At 65.0% G+C, this 12,818-nt stretch carries 15 protein-coding genes and 2 pseudogenes; 10 read left to right on the top strand and 7 right to left on the bottom strand.

Translation table 11 applies throughout. The annotated features are described in order from the left end of the window. Positions 1-225, top strand: a 225-nt coding sequence (locus tag ACFW16_RS35250) for a hypothetical protein (protein WP_380313779.1), incomplete at its 5' end; no start/stop codon positions are given. Positions 226-260: 35 nt separating this feature from the next. Here ACFW16_RS35250 and ACFW16_RS35245 read toward each other — a convergent pair. The 3 genes and pseudogenes from ACFW16_RS35245 to ACFW16_RS35235 all read right to left on the bottom strand — a co-directional run bounded on the left by ACFW16_RS35245 (position 261) and on the right by ACFW16_RS35235 (position 1,533). After that, on the bottom strand, positions 261-488 hold the full coding sequence (locus ACFW16_RS35245) for a DUF378 domain-containing protein (protein ID WP_380313778.1): 228 nt from the start codon (positions 486-488) through the stop codon (positions 261-263). Between the two features lie 227 nt (positions 489-715). After that, positions 716-1,000, bottom strand: a pseudogene (locus ACFW16_RS35240) (transposase); the annotation flags it as partial. Positions 1,001-1,008: 8 nt separating this feature from the next. Then, positions 1,009-1,533, bottom strand: coding sequence for an arginase family protein (locus ACFW16_RS35235; protein WP_380313777.1), 525 nt, complete (start codon positions 1,531-1,533; stop codon positions 1,009-1,011). Between the two features lie 361 nt (positions 1,534-1,894). Between ACFW16_RS35235 and ACFW16_RS35230 the strand changes: the two genes are divergently transcribed. The 3 genes from ACFW16_RS35230 to ACFW16_RS35220 all read left to right on the top strand — a co-directional run bounded on the left by ACFW16_RS35230 (position 1,895) and on the right by ACFW16_RS35220 (position 3,802). Next, positions 1,895-2,401 carry a ferritin-like domain-containing protein gene (locus tag ACFW16_RS35230; protein WP_380313776.1) on the top strand — a complete coding sequence of 169 codons (507 nt, stop codon included), beginning with the start codon at positions 1,895-1,897 and terminating at the stop codon, positions 2,399-2,401. A gap of 37 nt (positions 2,402-2,438) precedes the next feature. Further along, the gene (locus tag ACFW16_RS35225) at positions 2,439-3,446 is read left to right on the top strand and encodes a manganese catalase family protein (protein WP_380313775.1); all 1,008 of its coding nucleotides are present in this window, start codon (positions 2,439-2,441) and stop codon (positions 3,444-3,446) included. 74 nt (positions 3,447-3,520) lie between these two features. Next, positions 3,521-3,802: a hypothetical protein gene (locus ACFW16_RS35220; protein WP_380313774.1), complete on the top strand. Its 282-nt coding sequence runs from the start codon at positions 3,521-3,523 to the stop codon at positions 3,800-3,802. Between the two features lie 56 nt (positions 3,803-3,858). On the opposite strand, the gene ACFW16_RS35215 is transcribed toward ACFW16_RS35220, so the two are convergent. Together ACFW16_RS35215 and ACFW16_RS35210 are read right to left on the bottom strand one after the other, a co-directional pair. Beyond that, positions 3,859-4,314 carry an NUDIX hydrolase gene (locus ACFW16_RS35215; protein WP_380313773.1) on the bottom strand — a complete coding sequence of 152 codons (456 nt, stop codon included), beginning with the start codon at positions 4,312-4,314 and terminating at the stop codon, positions 3,859-3,861. Between the two features lie 163 nt (positions 4,315-4,477). After that, on the bottom strand, positions 4,478-5,014 hold the full coding sequence (locus tag ACFW16_RS35210; RefSeq protein WP_380313772.1) for a DUF4142 domain-containing protein: 537 nt from the start codon (positions 5,012-5,014) through the stop codon (positions 4,478-4,480). A gap of 298 nt (positions 5,015-5,312) precedes the next feature. On the opposite strand from ACFW16_RS35210, the gene ACFW16_RS35205 reads away from it, so the two are divergent. Further along, positions 5,313-5,642, top strand: a complete 330-nt coding sequence (locus ACFW16_RS35205) for a hypothetical protein (RefSeq protein WP_380313771.1) — start codon at positions 5,313-5,315, stop codon at positions 5,640-5,642. A 265-nt stretch (positions 5,643-5,907) separates the two neighbouring features. On the opposite strand, the gene ACFW16_RS35200 is transcribed toward ACFW16_RS35205, so the two are convergent. Beyond that, positions 5,908-6,417 (bottom strand): transposase, encoded by a 510-nt coding sequence (locus ACFW16_RS35200; RefSeq protein ID WP_380313770.1) that lies wholly within the window; start codon positions 6,415-6,417, stop codon positions 5,908-5,910. Positions 6,418-6,574: 157 nt separating this feature from the next. On the opposite strand from ACFW16_RS35200, the gene ACFW16_RS35195 reads away from it, so the two are divergent. Both ACFW16_RS35195 and ACFW16_RS35190 read left to right on the top strand, forming a co-directional pair. Beyond that, on the top strand, positions 6,575-6,988 hold the full coding sequence (locus ACFW16_RS35195; RefSeq protein WP_380313769.1) for a hypothetical protein: 414 nt from the start codon (positions 6,575-6,577) through the stop codon (positions 6,986-6,988). Further along, positions 6,906-7,118: pseudogene (locus tag ACFW16_RS35190) on the top strand (ATP-binding protein); the annotation flags it as partial. The gene ACFW16_RS35195 and the pseudogene ACFW16_RS35190, both read left to right, overlap by 83 nt. Here ACFW16_RS35190 and ACFW16_RS35185 read toward each other — a convergent pair. Further along, positions 7,075-7,989, bottom strand: a complete 915-nt coding sequence (locus tag ACFW16_RS35185) for a transposase (RefSeq protein WP_380313768.1) — start codon at positions 7,987-7,989, stop codon at positions 7,075-7,077. The pseudogene ACFW16_RS35190 and the gene ACFW16_RS35185 overlap by 44 nt on opposite strands. Positions 7,990-8,226: 237 nt before the next feature. Here ACFW16_RS35185 and ACFW16_RS35180 point away from each other — a divergent pair, with 237 nt between their 5' ends. The 3 genes from ACFW16_RS35180 to ACFW16_RS35170 all read left to right on the top strand — a co-directional run bounded on the left by ACFW16_RS35180 (position 8,227) and on the right by ACFW16_RS35170 (position 12,143). Further along, entirely contained in the window at positions 8,227-8,733 is a 507-nt protein-coding gene (locus ACFW16_RS35180) for a MucR family transcriptional regulator (protein ID WP_380313767.1), read from the top strand. A gap of 480 nt (positions 8,734-9,213) precedes the next feature. After that, the gene (locus ACFW16_RS35175) at positions 9,214-10,062 is read left to right on the top strand and encodes a class I SAM-dependent methyltransferase (RefSeq protein ID WP_380313766.1); all 849 of its coding nucleotides are present in this window, start codon (positions 9,214-9,216) and stop codon (positions 10,060-10,062) included. Between the two features lie 305 nt (positions 10,063-10,367). Next, on the top strand, positions 10,368-12,143 hold the full coding sequence (locus ACFW16_RS35170) for an adenylate/guanylate cyclase domain-containing protein (RefSeq protein ID WP_380313765.1): 1,776 nt from the start codon (positions 10,368-10,370) through the stop codon (positions 12,141-12,143). The last annotated feature ends 675 nt before the right edge of the window (positions 12,144-12,818 follow it).

The raw sequence follows: 12,818 nt of genomic DNA, 5'->3' as shown, positions 1-12,818 counted from the left end.
TCCACTCCACCATGGTGTCCACCAACGCTGATGGTGGACACCATCCTGGAGCCTCCTCTCCTCCGACGGCAGGCGGCCTCCACATCACGCGTACGTCGCATCGGCGCCGGCGGCGAGATGACCGACCGGCTGGTGTGGACGGACGAGGGCAGGCGCGCGTTCATCGCCGCTGGCGGCCACCCGGGCGCGCACGGTGGGCACCGGGCCAAGCGAAGGTTCACCTGAAGCGGAAACGCAAGGGGAGGGGCTCGCGCTTCCCTTCAGCGTCGACGCTCCGCCCGTTCCTCGCCGACTGACCATGCACGGGTGAGTGGCACCAGCTGCCAAAGGGCCGCGATGCCCACGAGAAAGTAAATGAATCGGGCGAGTGATGCTTCGGCGCCTCCGAAGATCGCAGCCACAAGGTCCAATTGGACGAGCCCCACGAGCAGCCAATTCAGGCCACCGATGATGATCAGCAGCAGTGTGATGCTATTGAGCGCCTTCATGGTCGCCTCCATCCTGTGGCGAGCCAACGGGAACGCGGCGCGTTGGGTTCCAGTCAGTGCGGAGGCCCTACGTCGTTGGCAGGGCGCCCAGCTTCGTAGTTCACCATGAACTCCTTCATGGCGTCGACCACAGACTTCTAGTCGTCGGCATCGATCCGGCCGCGCTCGGCCAGGTAGCGGCTGGAAATGACCTTCTGCTCGTAGGTCCAGTCGAGGGTCTTCTTGAAGATCTGATGGAAGAGGTACATCTGCTTGCCGCCGATCTGGACGAACATCTCGTCGAGGTGCCAGCGCCGGTGCGGGACCGGCCGCCGCGCCCGAAGGCGCTGGGCGATGATCGGTCCGAACCTGCTCACCCAGCGGCGGATCGTCTCGTACGATACCTCGATGCCACGCTCGGCGAGCAGGTCCTCGACGTCGCGGTAGCTCAAGGTGAAGCGGAGATATATCCAGACGGCGCGCTGGATCACGTCGTATGGAAAGCGGTAACCGGTATTGTCAGGCGGGACCATGGCTACCGCTACGCTGCGCGCCGCAAGGCCGCGAACGTGGCAAACTCGCGTGGGGGACCGCGGCGGCGCCCGCGACGATCGGGAGTGCGATGATGCGGGAAGGCAAAGGCGACGGCGTCCTCGCCCCGGACCAGCGGAGAGCGGCCCTCGAGGTCGGTCAGCAGCGCCGGCCCGTAGCCGGTGACGAAGGCCAGGTCCATGGACGCGCCCTCGCCGTTGGGTTCCGCCTCGGGCTGGAAGAAGTCGGCGTTGCCGTCGACGAAGAACAGGCCATAGCGGCCGCGCCGCCGCAATGCGAGCATCGAGCCCAGCAGGATCGTGCAGTCGCCGCCCAGCACCACCGGAAACTCGCCCGCGTCCAGCACCTCCTCCACCGCGTCGGCGAGTCTGGGCGACCACGCCGCGATCGCCTTGGCGTTCAACGTTCCGGTTTCGGGATCGGGCGTCGGATCCTTCGGCGGCACGCTCAACCGCCCGGCGCGGCGTGCACGGATGCGCTCCGCCAGACCCAGCGCGAGGAGCCGGTCGGGCAAGGCCTCCACCCCGTCGGTCGCCAGACGAGGACCTGACGCCGACGGTGGATCCGCCAGCGATCCTGCAGCTCGGCGTCACCCGTCCCGACGCGCGCCTCGATCGCCAGGGGCGGCCCCACGTCCGCGGCCGCCTTGTAGAGTCGGGCGATCGCGGCCGGCTACCTGGCACCGCGCCCCGCGTCCGCCAACCCGAGCAACACATTCCCAGACCGTTTGGCTCTATTGAGCCTGTCGGCACAGGGCAAAATCATGCCTTCGGAATCACCTGTTCCAGCCAGCCCATTGCCCGTCCGGCAGAAGCGGAACGCTTGAGCCAGCGACTCCATTGGCACCCTAGCGATTCCCCTGACAGGAGACGACCATGACCGACGCCCGCGAGCATCTTGTTCACTGGCTTCGCGACGCCTACGCGATGGAAAGCCAAGCAGTCTCGCTCCTCGAGACCCAGGCGAGCCGGCTGGAGACCTATCCCGAAGCCCGCGCCAAGGTTCAAGCGCACCTCGAGGAAACTCACCGTCAGCGCGAAGCAGTCGAGGAGTGCCTGAACAAACTGGGCTCTGACGCCTCCACCCTGAAAGACCTGACGCAGAAGACCATCGCCAATGTCCAAGGCATGTTCCACGCGATGAGCGAGGACGAGGTGCTGAAGCACGCTCTCGGCGGCTACTCTTTCGAGCAGTTCGAGGCGGCGAGCTACCGCATGCTCGCAGCCGCCGCGCGCGAGGCCGGCGAGCCCGGCATCGCCGAGACCTGCGAGCGCATTCAGCGTGAAGAGGAGGATATGGGCGACTGGCTGTGGGAGCAGATGCCGATGCTCACACAGGATTACCTCGCCCGCTCGGAAGCAGGAGCCACCGCCAAGCGCTGACGCCCACGGATCCTCCCCTCACCCGGAAAGGCAGTCCATGTTCATCCACATCAAGCAGCTGCAGTTCAACGCCCGCGTCTCCGAGCCCGATCCCCGCTTCGCCAGGCTGCTGCTGGAGCAGTTCGGTGGCGGCAACGGCGAGCTGAAGGCGGCGATGCAGTACTTCGTCCAGGCCTATGCCGCCCGCAAACCCTATCCCGACAAATACGACCTCCTGATGGACACCGCGACCGAAGAGCTGTCGCATCTGGAGATCGTCGGCGCCACCATCACCATGCTGCTGAAGGGCGTGAACGGCGAGCTGAAGAACGCGCTCGACGTCAGCGGCTTGCCGAGCCTGGCCGAAGGCGGCAGCGCAGCGCGGGATAATCTTATCCACGAAGCCCTGGCGATGCCGCACTTCGCCACCCTCAGCGGCGGCGGCCCGCTCCTGGAGGACAGCCAGGGCAATCCCTGGAGCGGCGCCTATGTCAACGCCAATGGCGATCTGACGGTCGATCTCCGCTCCAACATCGCCGCCGAATCCCGCGCCAAGATCGTCTACGAATACCTGCTGAAGTTCACCGACGACCCCTATGTGCGCGAGACCCTGCGGTTCCTGATGACCCGCGAGATCACGCATTTCCGGCAGTTCGAGGCCGCGCTGGAGACGATCCAGCCGAATTTCCCGCCGGGGATCCTGCAGGGCGACCCGCGCCATGTCGCGACCGCCTTTAACATGTCGCAAGGCGAGGACCAGCGCGGTCCGTGGAATGAGGGCGCCCAGGCGCCGTTCGGCCGCGACTGGCTCTACGTCTCCGATCCGGTCGCCAATATTGGGGTGACCCAGGGCGAGACCTTGCACGGCGACCGTGACGTCGAGGACGACACCGACGGTGACCAGGTCGAGAAGAAGCTGAGCCGGCAGCGCAGCGGTGAGGTCTCCGCAGCCGAAGGGGAGCCCGGCGATCCGTGGACGAGCTATGACGACATCCCCCATCCGCTGTCCTGGGACCCTTCGGACGACGCGCCCTCGTCCGGCGGCGGCAAGGCGCGCGGCAAGTAGAACGGGCTCTCAGGCCGGACTCATTGATCACCGAGCGCCCGGCGCGATCCGAGGCGCAGGGCAGGAGCGACATCATGGTCGAGACTTTCGGCAACACGAAGTCGCCGGCGGCCAGCCCGGACGAGATCGGCGACCCCGGCGTCGGTGTGGAGCAGGCGGCCGGCAAGGACGCCTCGAGCACCGAAGCGAAGCTATGGCAGCTCCGCCGCGACATCGCCAGGCTGCGCGAGGATGTCGCCGCCATCGCCGAGTCCCGGGCCGCCAAGGCTGCAGGACTGGTGCGGCGCAACCCCTGGTCGGCGATGGCCGTGGCGGTGTGCGTCGGGATCTGTCTGGGCCGCAGGACGCATCGTTAGCCTCCACCAAGATGCGGCCCGATCACTCGGGCCGCATCTCGGTTTGCGGGCTTGCGTCAGACGGGCAACTCGCCCGGCAGACGGCCAGAGGAAGCGAGCTCCGCCGAGACCCGGGCGATCAGTTCCCGCAGCCTCCGGTTCCGGATGACGCTTCGGGCATCGTCGACCGTGAACCAGCGGACCGCGCGCTCGTCCTGCTCCGGAAATCGCTCCAGCCGCTTCTCCACCGCCATGACATAGACCGCGACCCGGCAGTGGAACTGCCGCCGCGCCTTGCGCGTGCGATGCCGGTAATGCCCACGTGAACGGCCCTCGATCGCCCCGATGGCGCCGGCCTCCTCGAAGGCCTCGCGGGCGGCGGCGTGATGCGGCGCCAAGCGCTTCATCGGATTGCCCTTGGGGATGATCCATTTCCGCGAGCGGCGGCTGGTGATCAGGAGAACCTCGAGGGTGCCATTCTCGTCGAAACGGACGGGAAGCGCGCCGACTTGCGGCCTGATGGTCACCCCCATGGGGCTGTCCTTTCCTGCCGTTCCAATCGTCAACGCCGTCGGCGGCAGACAACTCGGTTCCGGCATCAATCATGTGCGAGCCTTCGCTCCTCCTCGAACGCCTGACGGAAGCCTGTGCCCTCGCTGCGGCGGAATTCCATGTGTCCTCGCGAAGGGCTGGAGATCATTGCAAGGAGCCGGCGATGCGTTTCGCCTCATCGAGATGATGGCTGACGACTGGCGCGATCTCGGTCGCGACGGCCTTCAGTTTCGCGTCGTCGCCGGATTCGCTGTAGGTTCGGTGCAGTTGCAGCGCTTCGGTATGACCCTTGATCTGCATATCCATGTAAAGGCGGTCAAACTCCGGCCCGGATACCTTCTGAAGGCTCTGAAGCTGCTCGTTGTGGGCAGGATCAAGGGTGGTCGGCGCCTGCGCCGACCCGTCGGCCTTCGCCGCGGCCGCGATCTTCTCGGACGACTTCGTGTGATCGTCAACCATCATTTGGGCAAACGTCTTCACGTCCGCGTTGGTGGCCTTTTGCGATGCGATCCTGCCCGATTGGACCTCGAACTGGTCGCTCGCCGCCGCCTTCTGGACGTAGATGTCCGTCGGCGACTTCCCGGGCGTTGATGTCGTGGGCGCGGTTTGAGCAAAGGTCGTGGGTCCTGCGAGGGCTGCTGCAGCGATCGCGACGGCGAATGAGAGGAGATGACGCCGCATGGGGAGGTCCTGCGATAATGGAAGATGCGGGTTCAACGGGTGCAATGGGCAAACTCGTTCCGGTGATCGCGAGCGGCATGTCGCGAGGCCGTGCGCATCGGGCTTGCGTCCGACGGAAGGGCGCCCTCGGAACCTTCAGCCATCATCCTGTATGGGCCTTGTACCTGCCTCCGCGACCGGATGCTCAGGACAGGCGCCGATCCAAAGCCGTTCGGCGCGTCTGCACTGTCCCTTCGGTGGCATCCAGTGGAGGCCTTCGTGGTGTCACCCTCTCCAGATCCGTCGCCAGCTCCGCCGATTGCTGTTCTGCCGCATCGACCGCGGCGGCCATCTGATCCATGGGATCGACGGGCGGCTGCAGACGATCGACGCAAAGACCGTCGCCCGCCTGGTCAAGCGCGTGATCAAGGGGACGGGGTTGGCGGAGGCGGAGTTTTCCGGGCACAGCCTGCGCGCCGGGATGATGACGGCTGCCGACCGCAAGGGCGTGCCGCTCGAGGCGGCGATGCAGCACGGCCGCTGGAAGGACGCGCGCACCGCCCGCGGCTACCGGCGGCATTCGAGCCTTGTATGGGGATCTCTGTGTCAAGTCTCTCGCGCGTGGGATTCTCCTGATCTGCGTCACTGAGCCGAGGGGAGCCCGCCATGGGGCGCGAGCACTCGCGCCGCAACCTTGTATTCGGTGGATCCGCTCGGGATCCGGACCATGAAGCAGTCTTTCGCTTCGGGGGCGAGGCTCCGAGGTGGCGGGCCCATTCTGTGGACGGCGTGACAGCCAGGCTCGAGTTCGGGTTCACCACCGCCTCGGATCAGTCTCGACAGCCTGCCGCTTCACCTACAGCGCGACCGGTGTCGAAAGGGTGAAGTTTTTTCTCCGGCCCTGTCCGGACCGCTCAGGCCGCCGGTCGCAGCGTGACGCCGGCCGGGATTTCACCGACCGTCACCATGCGCCAGAACGCGATCAGGAGCTTCCGCGCCAGCGCCACTATCATCGTCGTCCTGCGGGCACCCTGCGCCGTCCGTGCCTGGTACCATTGCGCCAAGCCGCTGGCCCTCTGAAACCACAGGAACCGCCAGGCCAGTTGGATCAGACCGCGGCGCACCCGGGCGTTGCCTGCCTTGGCCAGCCCCTTTTCTCGTCGTTTGGAGCCGCTCTCGTCTGGAGAGCCGGTCAGCCCGGCATAGCGCGCCACTGCGCGGCGGTCCCGCAGATTACGGCTGAATACCTCCTGGACCAGCATGTCCGCAGTCTCGATCCCAACGCCGAGCACCCGGGCCAGAAGTGCCACCATCGCCTGTGACCCCGAAGGCGGCGCCTGCTCCAGCCGAGCGAGGCGGGCCTGCTCAATCTGCGGATTCCGACTGAAGCCGGCCGGGTATTCCGATTTGAAGCCGGCCAGCATTCCGACGTGAAGTCGGCCACCGTTCCGATTTGAAGCCGGCCGGCGTTCCGATCAATCGCCGGCCACCTGCAGCGTCTCCCCTTGGGTCAGCCCCCTGAGGCATCCGGGTTCCTCGATCACCGAGGAGTCCGGGATGCCCGCCAGAAGAGAGCTGACCATGCGACAGATCCGACAGATGCTGCGGCTCACGGAGCTGAACGCTGCCGGCAAGATGGACAAGGAGATCGCGGCCGAGCTGAACCGCGACGGCTTCGTCGCCGCCCGCGGCTGTCCGTTCCAGGGCGGGAACGTCTGGCTGCTGCGCACTCGGTGGCAGATCCCGACCGTCAAGATCAACGGCGGCGGCGCCAATCCCGGGCGCTGGCCCGACGGCAGCTACTCGGTCCACGGGGCGGCCGCGGTGCTCGGGGTCACGCCGCAGACCGTGTTCGACTACCTGGCCCAAGGTCTCCTGACCGGCCGCCAGTCGACGAAGGGCCAACCCTGGCAGATCGACCTCCCGGACGAGCAGATCCATCGGCTTCGTGCCCGTCTCCAACACACCAGGCGATCCAGGAAGGTGGCATCATGAATGCTTCGGTGACCCCACCATCGCCGACGCCATCCTCGACCGCCTCGTCCACAGCGCCTATCGCATCGAGCTCCAGGGCGAGAGCCTCAGGAAAAAGCGGTCGCCTGAGCCGATCGTCCCGGCGGCTTGACCGCTCGGCCTCGCGCACAGATCATCCCCCATGACCCGAAGGGACGACGCTGCAGGTGGCCGGCTTCAGATCGGAATGCCGGCCGGCTTCGCGTTGGAACACCCGGCCGGCTTCGAATTGGAATGCATGGCCGGCTTCGTCGGAATACGCACTCAATCTCCGCGATCTGGTCCCGGACCAGGGCGAGCCAGGTCATATCCCGCCGCATTTCCTCCAGCATGTTTGGCGGCAGCGGTTGCCCCTCCGGTGTGCGCAGGGTCGCCAGCTTCTCCCGCGCCCGGAGCAACTCCGGCTTGAAGCCGCGGATGCCGAACCGGGCCAGCGCTGCCTTCAACCGGTTGATGATCCTCGTCCGCTCGCCGACCAGGTTCTGCCGTTCGCGGCTCGGCCGCCTGGCGTCTTCTTCCTCCAACGTCGGGATCGCCACCATTCGGCAGTGCCCGCGCTCGCCGCGCAGCCAGCCCAGAAAGACTCTCATCAGCATCGCCGTGTCCAACCGATCGGTCTTCGCCCGACGGTGCTCGCGGGTGACGGCGACACTGGTCGAGTGGACGACATGCATCTCGATGCCGCGCTCCCGCAGCCACCGCGCCAGCCAGAACCCGTCACGCCCCGCCTCGAAGGCGAGGGCGGTCCGGCCGACCGGATGTCCCGCCTTCTCGGCCTCCGACCGCCAGCGCTCGATCAGGTCGAGCAACGCGGCTGGATCGGGATCGAGCTTCTTCAGGGGGCGCCGCTCAACGCCGGGAACCATTCCGGCGACGAGCCAACTTGACTGGCTCATCTCGACCACCGCGAGCAGCGTGCTGTCCTGATCCAGAGTGGTGAGACAACGGCTCAGATCATCGACTTCGGGCATGGCGTACACCATCGGGTTGTTCGAGCGCCGATGGTGCCCTCTCACCTCGCCGCCCGCCCCATAGCTTCTGTGGCAGGGGAATTTCACGGGAAAGCTGCTCGGGGATGAATAGGCGCGGCTGGAAGGCGGTCGCAAAGTCTTTCTGTCCAGAACTCGGGCGCTCAGAGATCTCGAATATAAAAGTATGTAGGTTGTATAAATCGATGCCGCCGATTAAGACCACCCTGTACCTGCCCTTGGAGTGAATTGATGAGTGAAACTGGCGCCACCACCATCCCGGCCGCCGGCGACGAAACGCGCCGTCTGGCAACGCAAATTGTTTCGGCGCACGTTGGCAACAACAGCGTCGCTTTGGCGGACTTGCCGGGGCTGATTGCACAGGTCTACGGCGCGCTGGAGAGATTGGGCAAGCCCACTGAGCCCGTGATCTCCCGTCCTGAGCCGGCGGTGCCGATCCGCAAGTCTGTCACGCCGGACGCCATCATTTGTCTCGAGGACGGCAAGAAGCTGAAGATGCTGAAGCGGCATCTGGCATCCGCCTACAACATGACGCCGGACCAGTACCGCGCGCGCTGGGGCCTGGCGTCTGACTATCCGATGGTGGCGCCGAACTATGCCCAGCAGCGGAGCACTCTCGCCAAGAAGATCGGCCTTGGCACCGGTCGCGGCAAGCCGCCGGCGGAGCCGGTCGCGCCCGCGCCGAAGCCCGCAAAGGCGCCGCGCGCCCGCAAGCCTGCGGCAGCGAAGACAGCCTGAACAGTCCGGAGCGAGCGGCGGCTTGCCATGCTGCCGCTCGCTGCGGTTGCCCCCGGACAGGAGGCCGAACCGAGCTCCCGAGCGGAGCGACGCCCGAGGGAGGGAGTGGATGACGGCGCCGATTCTGTAGCAAGCGGCCGATCCGTCGACCGACTGCGGTTTCAACCAAGCCGCTCCGCACCCAGCTGACCCCATCAAGTGCCGATGAGCACGGAGAGAACCGAGGCACCCGACAGCGTCAATACCGCTCACAACCGAGCCTCCGCCCTTGACCCATTAGAGAAGACAATCGGCGGAAAGCGGCCAAGCCCTGCCGGCAACTTGGGGCGGTCATTCAGCCGCACAGCCTCAAACCTGCGCCGAAAGGTGAACCCTCCGGAGAACTTCCATCCTGAAGGCGCGCCAGGACCGGGGTTCCACACGCAGAGCTTCCGCAATATAATGCTTTCGTACGGGCGGCGGCTCTTTAGGGAGCTGTAGATGGCCGACAGCACATCGAAATCGGAACTTCGCAATACGTGGGAATCGGCAGCACCCGGCTGGGCGAAGTGGGAGCATGTGTTCGCCACCAGCCTTTCCGGCGCCACGGACGCGCTCATCGATATGGCCGGTATCCGGCCCGGCATGCGCGTTCTCGATCTGGCCTGCGGTGCCGGTAGTCAGAGCATTCAAGCGGCGATGCGTGTGGGTGCCGGCGGCAAAGTGGTAGCCAGTGATATATCGGGCACCATGCTGGAAAATGTCCGCCGAAATGCCGCTCGCGCCGGTCTTCAGAACATCGAGACGCTGGAACGCGCGGCGGACGAATTGGACAAGACTCAGGCACCGTTCGATGCGGCGATTTGCCGATTGGGATTGATGCTTGTCCCGTCACCGCGTGCCACATTGGAAGCTGTCCGACACGCACTCAAGCCTGGCGCGCGTTTTGCGGCACTGGTGTTTACGACGCCGGGAAAGAATCCCTTTATGGCGCAGCCGATGACGATCCTCCTGCGCCACGCTGGCAAGTCTCCTCCTGCGCCCGGACAACCTGGAGTATTTGCGCTGGGAGGTGAGGGCGTGTTGGAAGGCCTGATGACGGACAGCGGTCTCGGCGATGTGAAAACACAGGTCGTTCGAGCGCAGCTCGCGTTGCCGAGCGCGTCCGACGCTGTGCAGCTGATGCAGGAAGCCGCCGGGGCATACCGCGCGGTGGTAGCGGACCTCGACGACGGGGCGAGATTGAGAGCCTGGAACGACGTTTATCAGTGCCTAAAGCAGTTCGAAATCGGCGATGGCTTCAGGACCGAGCTCGAACTCATCATCGGGTCGGGCGCCAAGCCAAGGTAGATTTCGGCCCTTGAAGACTGAAGGTCGCCTGCGGGTCGAATTGCGTCGCACCATGCGCGACCCCGAGCGACCGGAACGGTAGGCAGCGATCAGGCAGGTGAGTGTCCGCGTCTAGGGTGCCAGTGCGATGTCCGGTCTGGCGCCCCTCCAGCTTGACCCCACCGGTTGTTTGGGGTGGAATCTTGTCATTCTGTGCAGCGATCGGAACGGTCCCGGCTGTGGCAACGGCGGGCATTCTACGCGCTCTTCTCAAGATAGCTCCACTCGCGCCGATGCGGTAGTCTTCCGCCTGAAGGAGCTTTGGCTTGGAACGCCGCCTTTGTGCCATTCTCGCTGCCGACGTTGTTGGCTACACCCGGCTCATGGAGCTGGACGAAGCCGGAACGCTGGCGGCGCTGAAGCAGCGGCGCAGGGATATCCTCAGTCCACTCGTCCGCGCCCATCACGGCCGCATCATCAAGGTGATGGGTGATGGAGTGCTGGTCGAGTTTGGCAGTGCCGTCAATGCGATCGCCTGTGCCATCGAGCTGCAAAAGCGCATGGCGACGGCCAATGCCAGCCTACCGGCGGATCGCCAGATTGTGCTGCGAGTTGCTGTCAACCTCTGCGACGTGATCGTCGAAGGCAGCGACCTCTATGGCGGTGGCGTCAACATCGTGGCACGGCTGCAGGCGCTGACAGAGCCTGGCGGCATCTTGGTCGCCGGAGCCGCCTACGATCAGGTCAAGAACAAGGTCAACGCCAGCTTCGCCGACCTTGGGCCTCAAAAACTGAAAAATCTTCATGACCCGGTCCGGGTCTATCGCGTCGCGCTCGATGCGCCGCGGGCGATACAGCCAGATCGGCCAACTGACAATGAACTCAAGCAGGAGAAGCCATCGGTCGCCGTGCTGCCCTTCATCAATGTGGGCAGCGATCCCGAGCAGCTGTATTTTAGCGATGGACTGACCGAGGACATCATCACCGGCCTGTCGCGCTTCCGACAACTTCTTGTCATCGCCCGCAACTCGTCATTTCAGTATCGGGACACGGCCATCGACGTACGGCAAGCGGCCCGCGACCTGGGCGTTCGGTTCGTCGTTGAGGGTAGCGTGCGGAAAGCCGGTGCCCGGCTGCGTATCACCGCGCAGCTGATCGAAGCCACGGCTGGCAATCACATCTGGGCGGAACGCTTTGATCGCGAACTGACAGATGTCTTTGCCGTCCAAGACGAAATTACGCAGACCATCGTCGCCAGTCTGGTGGGGCGCATCGAGGATGCTGATCGTCGGCATGCACTGCGCAAGAGCATTGGTGACCTCTCCGCATATGACCTTCTCCTCCGCGGCAAGCACTGCCTGAAACGAGGGTCGCAAGAAGACGTGCTCAAGGCGCGTGAGATCTTCCAGCGCGTCATTGAGATGGACCCAGAATACGCGGCCGCCTACGTCCAACTCGCCGAGACATACTTCTACGAAGCGGTATCCAACTGGACGGCATCGTCTGAGGCTGCGGCCGAGCGACTGTTCGAACTCGGTCACAACGCCGCCAAGTTGGATGATCAAGACAGTCGCGCGCACCTGTGTTTGGCCTGGGGTTACTGGCGTGTAAAAGGCGACTTTGAGATGGCGGAAGCCCAGCTCGAGGAAGCGATCGCACTGAACACCAACGATTTGGATAACTACTGCCTGAAAGGCTTTCTCTCGACCTGCATGGGTAAGTTCGAAGAAGGCATTTGGTGCGCAAGCGAGACGATCCGTCGAGCCCCGAACCTGCCCGAAGAATGTTTGTATAGCCGCGTCATGGCCGAATACCTGTTGGGGCGTTATGGCGACGCCATTGTGAGCTTCGGCCGGATGTCGCACCCACCGGTAGAACTCCTCGGTTGGATCGCCGCCTGCTACGCTGAGCTGGGTCGCGACAGAGAAGCGCATGCAGCGGCAATGCAGTTTCGCGAGCGTGCCCGAGCCGAACGGGCGGGACCGCCGGACGACAACGTTGAGGCCTGGAGGGCCTACTGGTCGAAAGCGTTTCCCGCGAAAGAACGAATGAGCCTGGAGCGCCTGTTTGCCGGCCTGCGCAAAGCAGGCGTTCCGGTATGAGCTCCGACCGTGACATTGGGGCATCCGGATTTCGATGATAGGCATTGCTGCGACAATGGCGCGATGCATGCATGGCGGCGACCATCGAACGTGTCCGGTATGAGGCACGACTTGGAGTAGGATTGCCCCGTAGGAGCGGCAAAAAAGGGGGCGACTCCGGCCGGTCTGCCAGATATCCGCTTCGGCAAGGTCGGCGCGTGTCCGAAAATGGCGCCTCCGGTTTGGCCCGCGCCGGCAAGGAAGGGTCGAAGCCGGCCAGGTCCGGTTTGGAGAACCCTCGGCAATGTCCGGTGTTGGGCGCGTCAACTGGGTCAGGACGGTCGGAACGGGCCGCGAAGCGCCGATCCGACTGATGTCCGGTGTCGGGGCGCCGGCGTGACGGCAGTTAATGGCGCACCGGAGCCTGCCGGTCGGTTCCTCCCCGGAACCGGTCAGCAGGGGAGCTTCCGGCATGAGTTCGTCGCCATCCTGCCTGGTCTGTTCGCCTTTCATCCGCAACCGGCACCGTCAGGCGCCTCCGTGAACGGACGGAGTGACCTCCGCCGCGCCCTCCATCTGGACTGCGCGCACGGCATCCAGCGTAACCCTCCGCCGGAGGCCGCCTTTGCGGGTTTGTCGGGTTGACCGAGGCTGAAGCGTTGGTTGACAGCGGCGGTGGTGGGAAGTGTCCACAAG

Source organism: Inquilinus sp. NPDC058860 (genome assembly GCF_042743185.1).
GTDB lineage: Bacteria > Pseudomonadota > Alphaproteobacteria > DSM-16000 > Inquilinaceae > Inquilinus.
Note: the sequence above shows the minus strand (reverse complement) of the source record. Positions and strands in the feature narration are given on the sequence as shown.

What these genes read in the sequence shown, in the direction of transcription:
- ACFW16_RS35245 (WP_380313778.1), bottom strand. Translation starts at nt 488, where the DNA reads ATGAAGGCGCTCAATAGCATCACACTGCTGCTGATCATCATCGGTGGC.
- ACFW16_RS35230 (WP_380313776.1), top strand. Translation starts at nt 1,895, where the DNA reads ATGACCGACGCCCGCGAGCATCTTGTTCACTGGCTTCGCGACGCCTAC.
- ACFW16_RS35225 (WP_380313775.1), top strand. Translation starts at nt 2,439, where the DNA reads ATGTTCATCCACATCAAGCAGCTGCAGTTCAACGCCCGCGTCTCCGAG.
- ACFW16_RS35220 (WP_380313774.1), top strand. Translation starts at nt 3,521, where the DNA reads ATGGTCGAGACTTTCGGCAACACGAAGTCGCCGGCGGCCAGCCCGGAC.
- ACFW16_RS35215 (WP_380313773.1), bottom strand. Translation starts at nt 4,314, where the DNA reads ATGGGGGTGACCATCAGGCCGCAAGTCGGCGCGCTTCCCGTCCGTTTC.
- ACFW16_RS35210 (WP_380313772.1), bottom strand. Translation starts at nt 5,014, where the DNA reads ATGCGGCGTCATCTCCTCTCATTCGCCGTCGCGATCGCTGCAGCAGCC.
- ACFW16_RS35200 (WP_380313770.1), bottom strand. Translation starts at nt 6,417, where the DNA reads ATGCTGGCCGGCTTCAAATCGGAATACCCGGCCGGCTTCAGTCGGAAT.
- ACFW16_RS35195 (WP_380313769.1), top strand. Translation starts at nt 6,575, where the DNA reads ATGCGACAGATCCGACAGATGCTGCGGCTCACGGAGCTGAACGCTGCC.
- ACFW16_RS35185 (WP_380313768.1), bottom strand. Translation starts at nt 7,989, where the DNA reads ATGGTGTACGCCATGCCCGAAGTCGATGATCTGAGCCGTTGTCTCACC.
- ACFW16_RS35180 (WP_380313767.1), top strand. Translation starts at nt 8,227, where the DNA reads ATGAGTGAAACTGGCGCCACCACCATCCCGGCCGCCGGCGACGAAACG.
- ACFW16_RS35175 (WP_380313766.1), top strand. Translation starts at nt 9,214, where the DNA reads ATGGCCGACAGCACATCGAAATCGGAACTTCGCAATACGTGGGAATCG.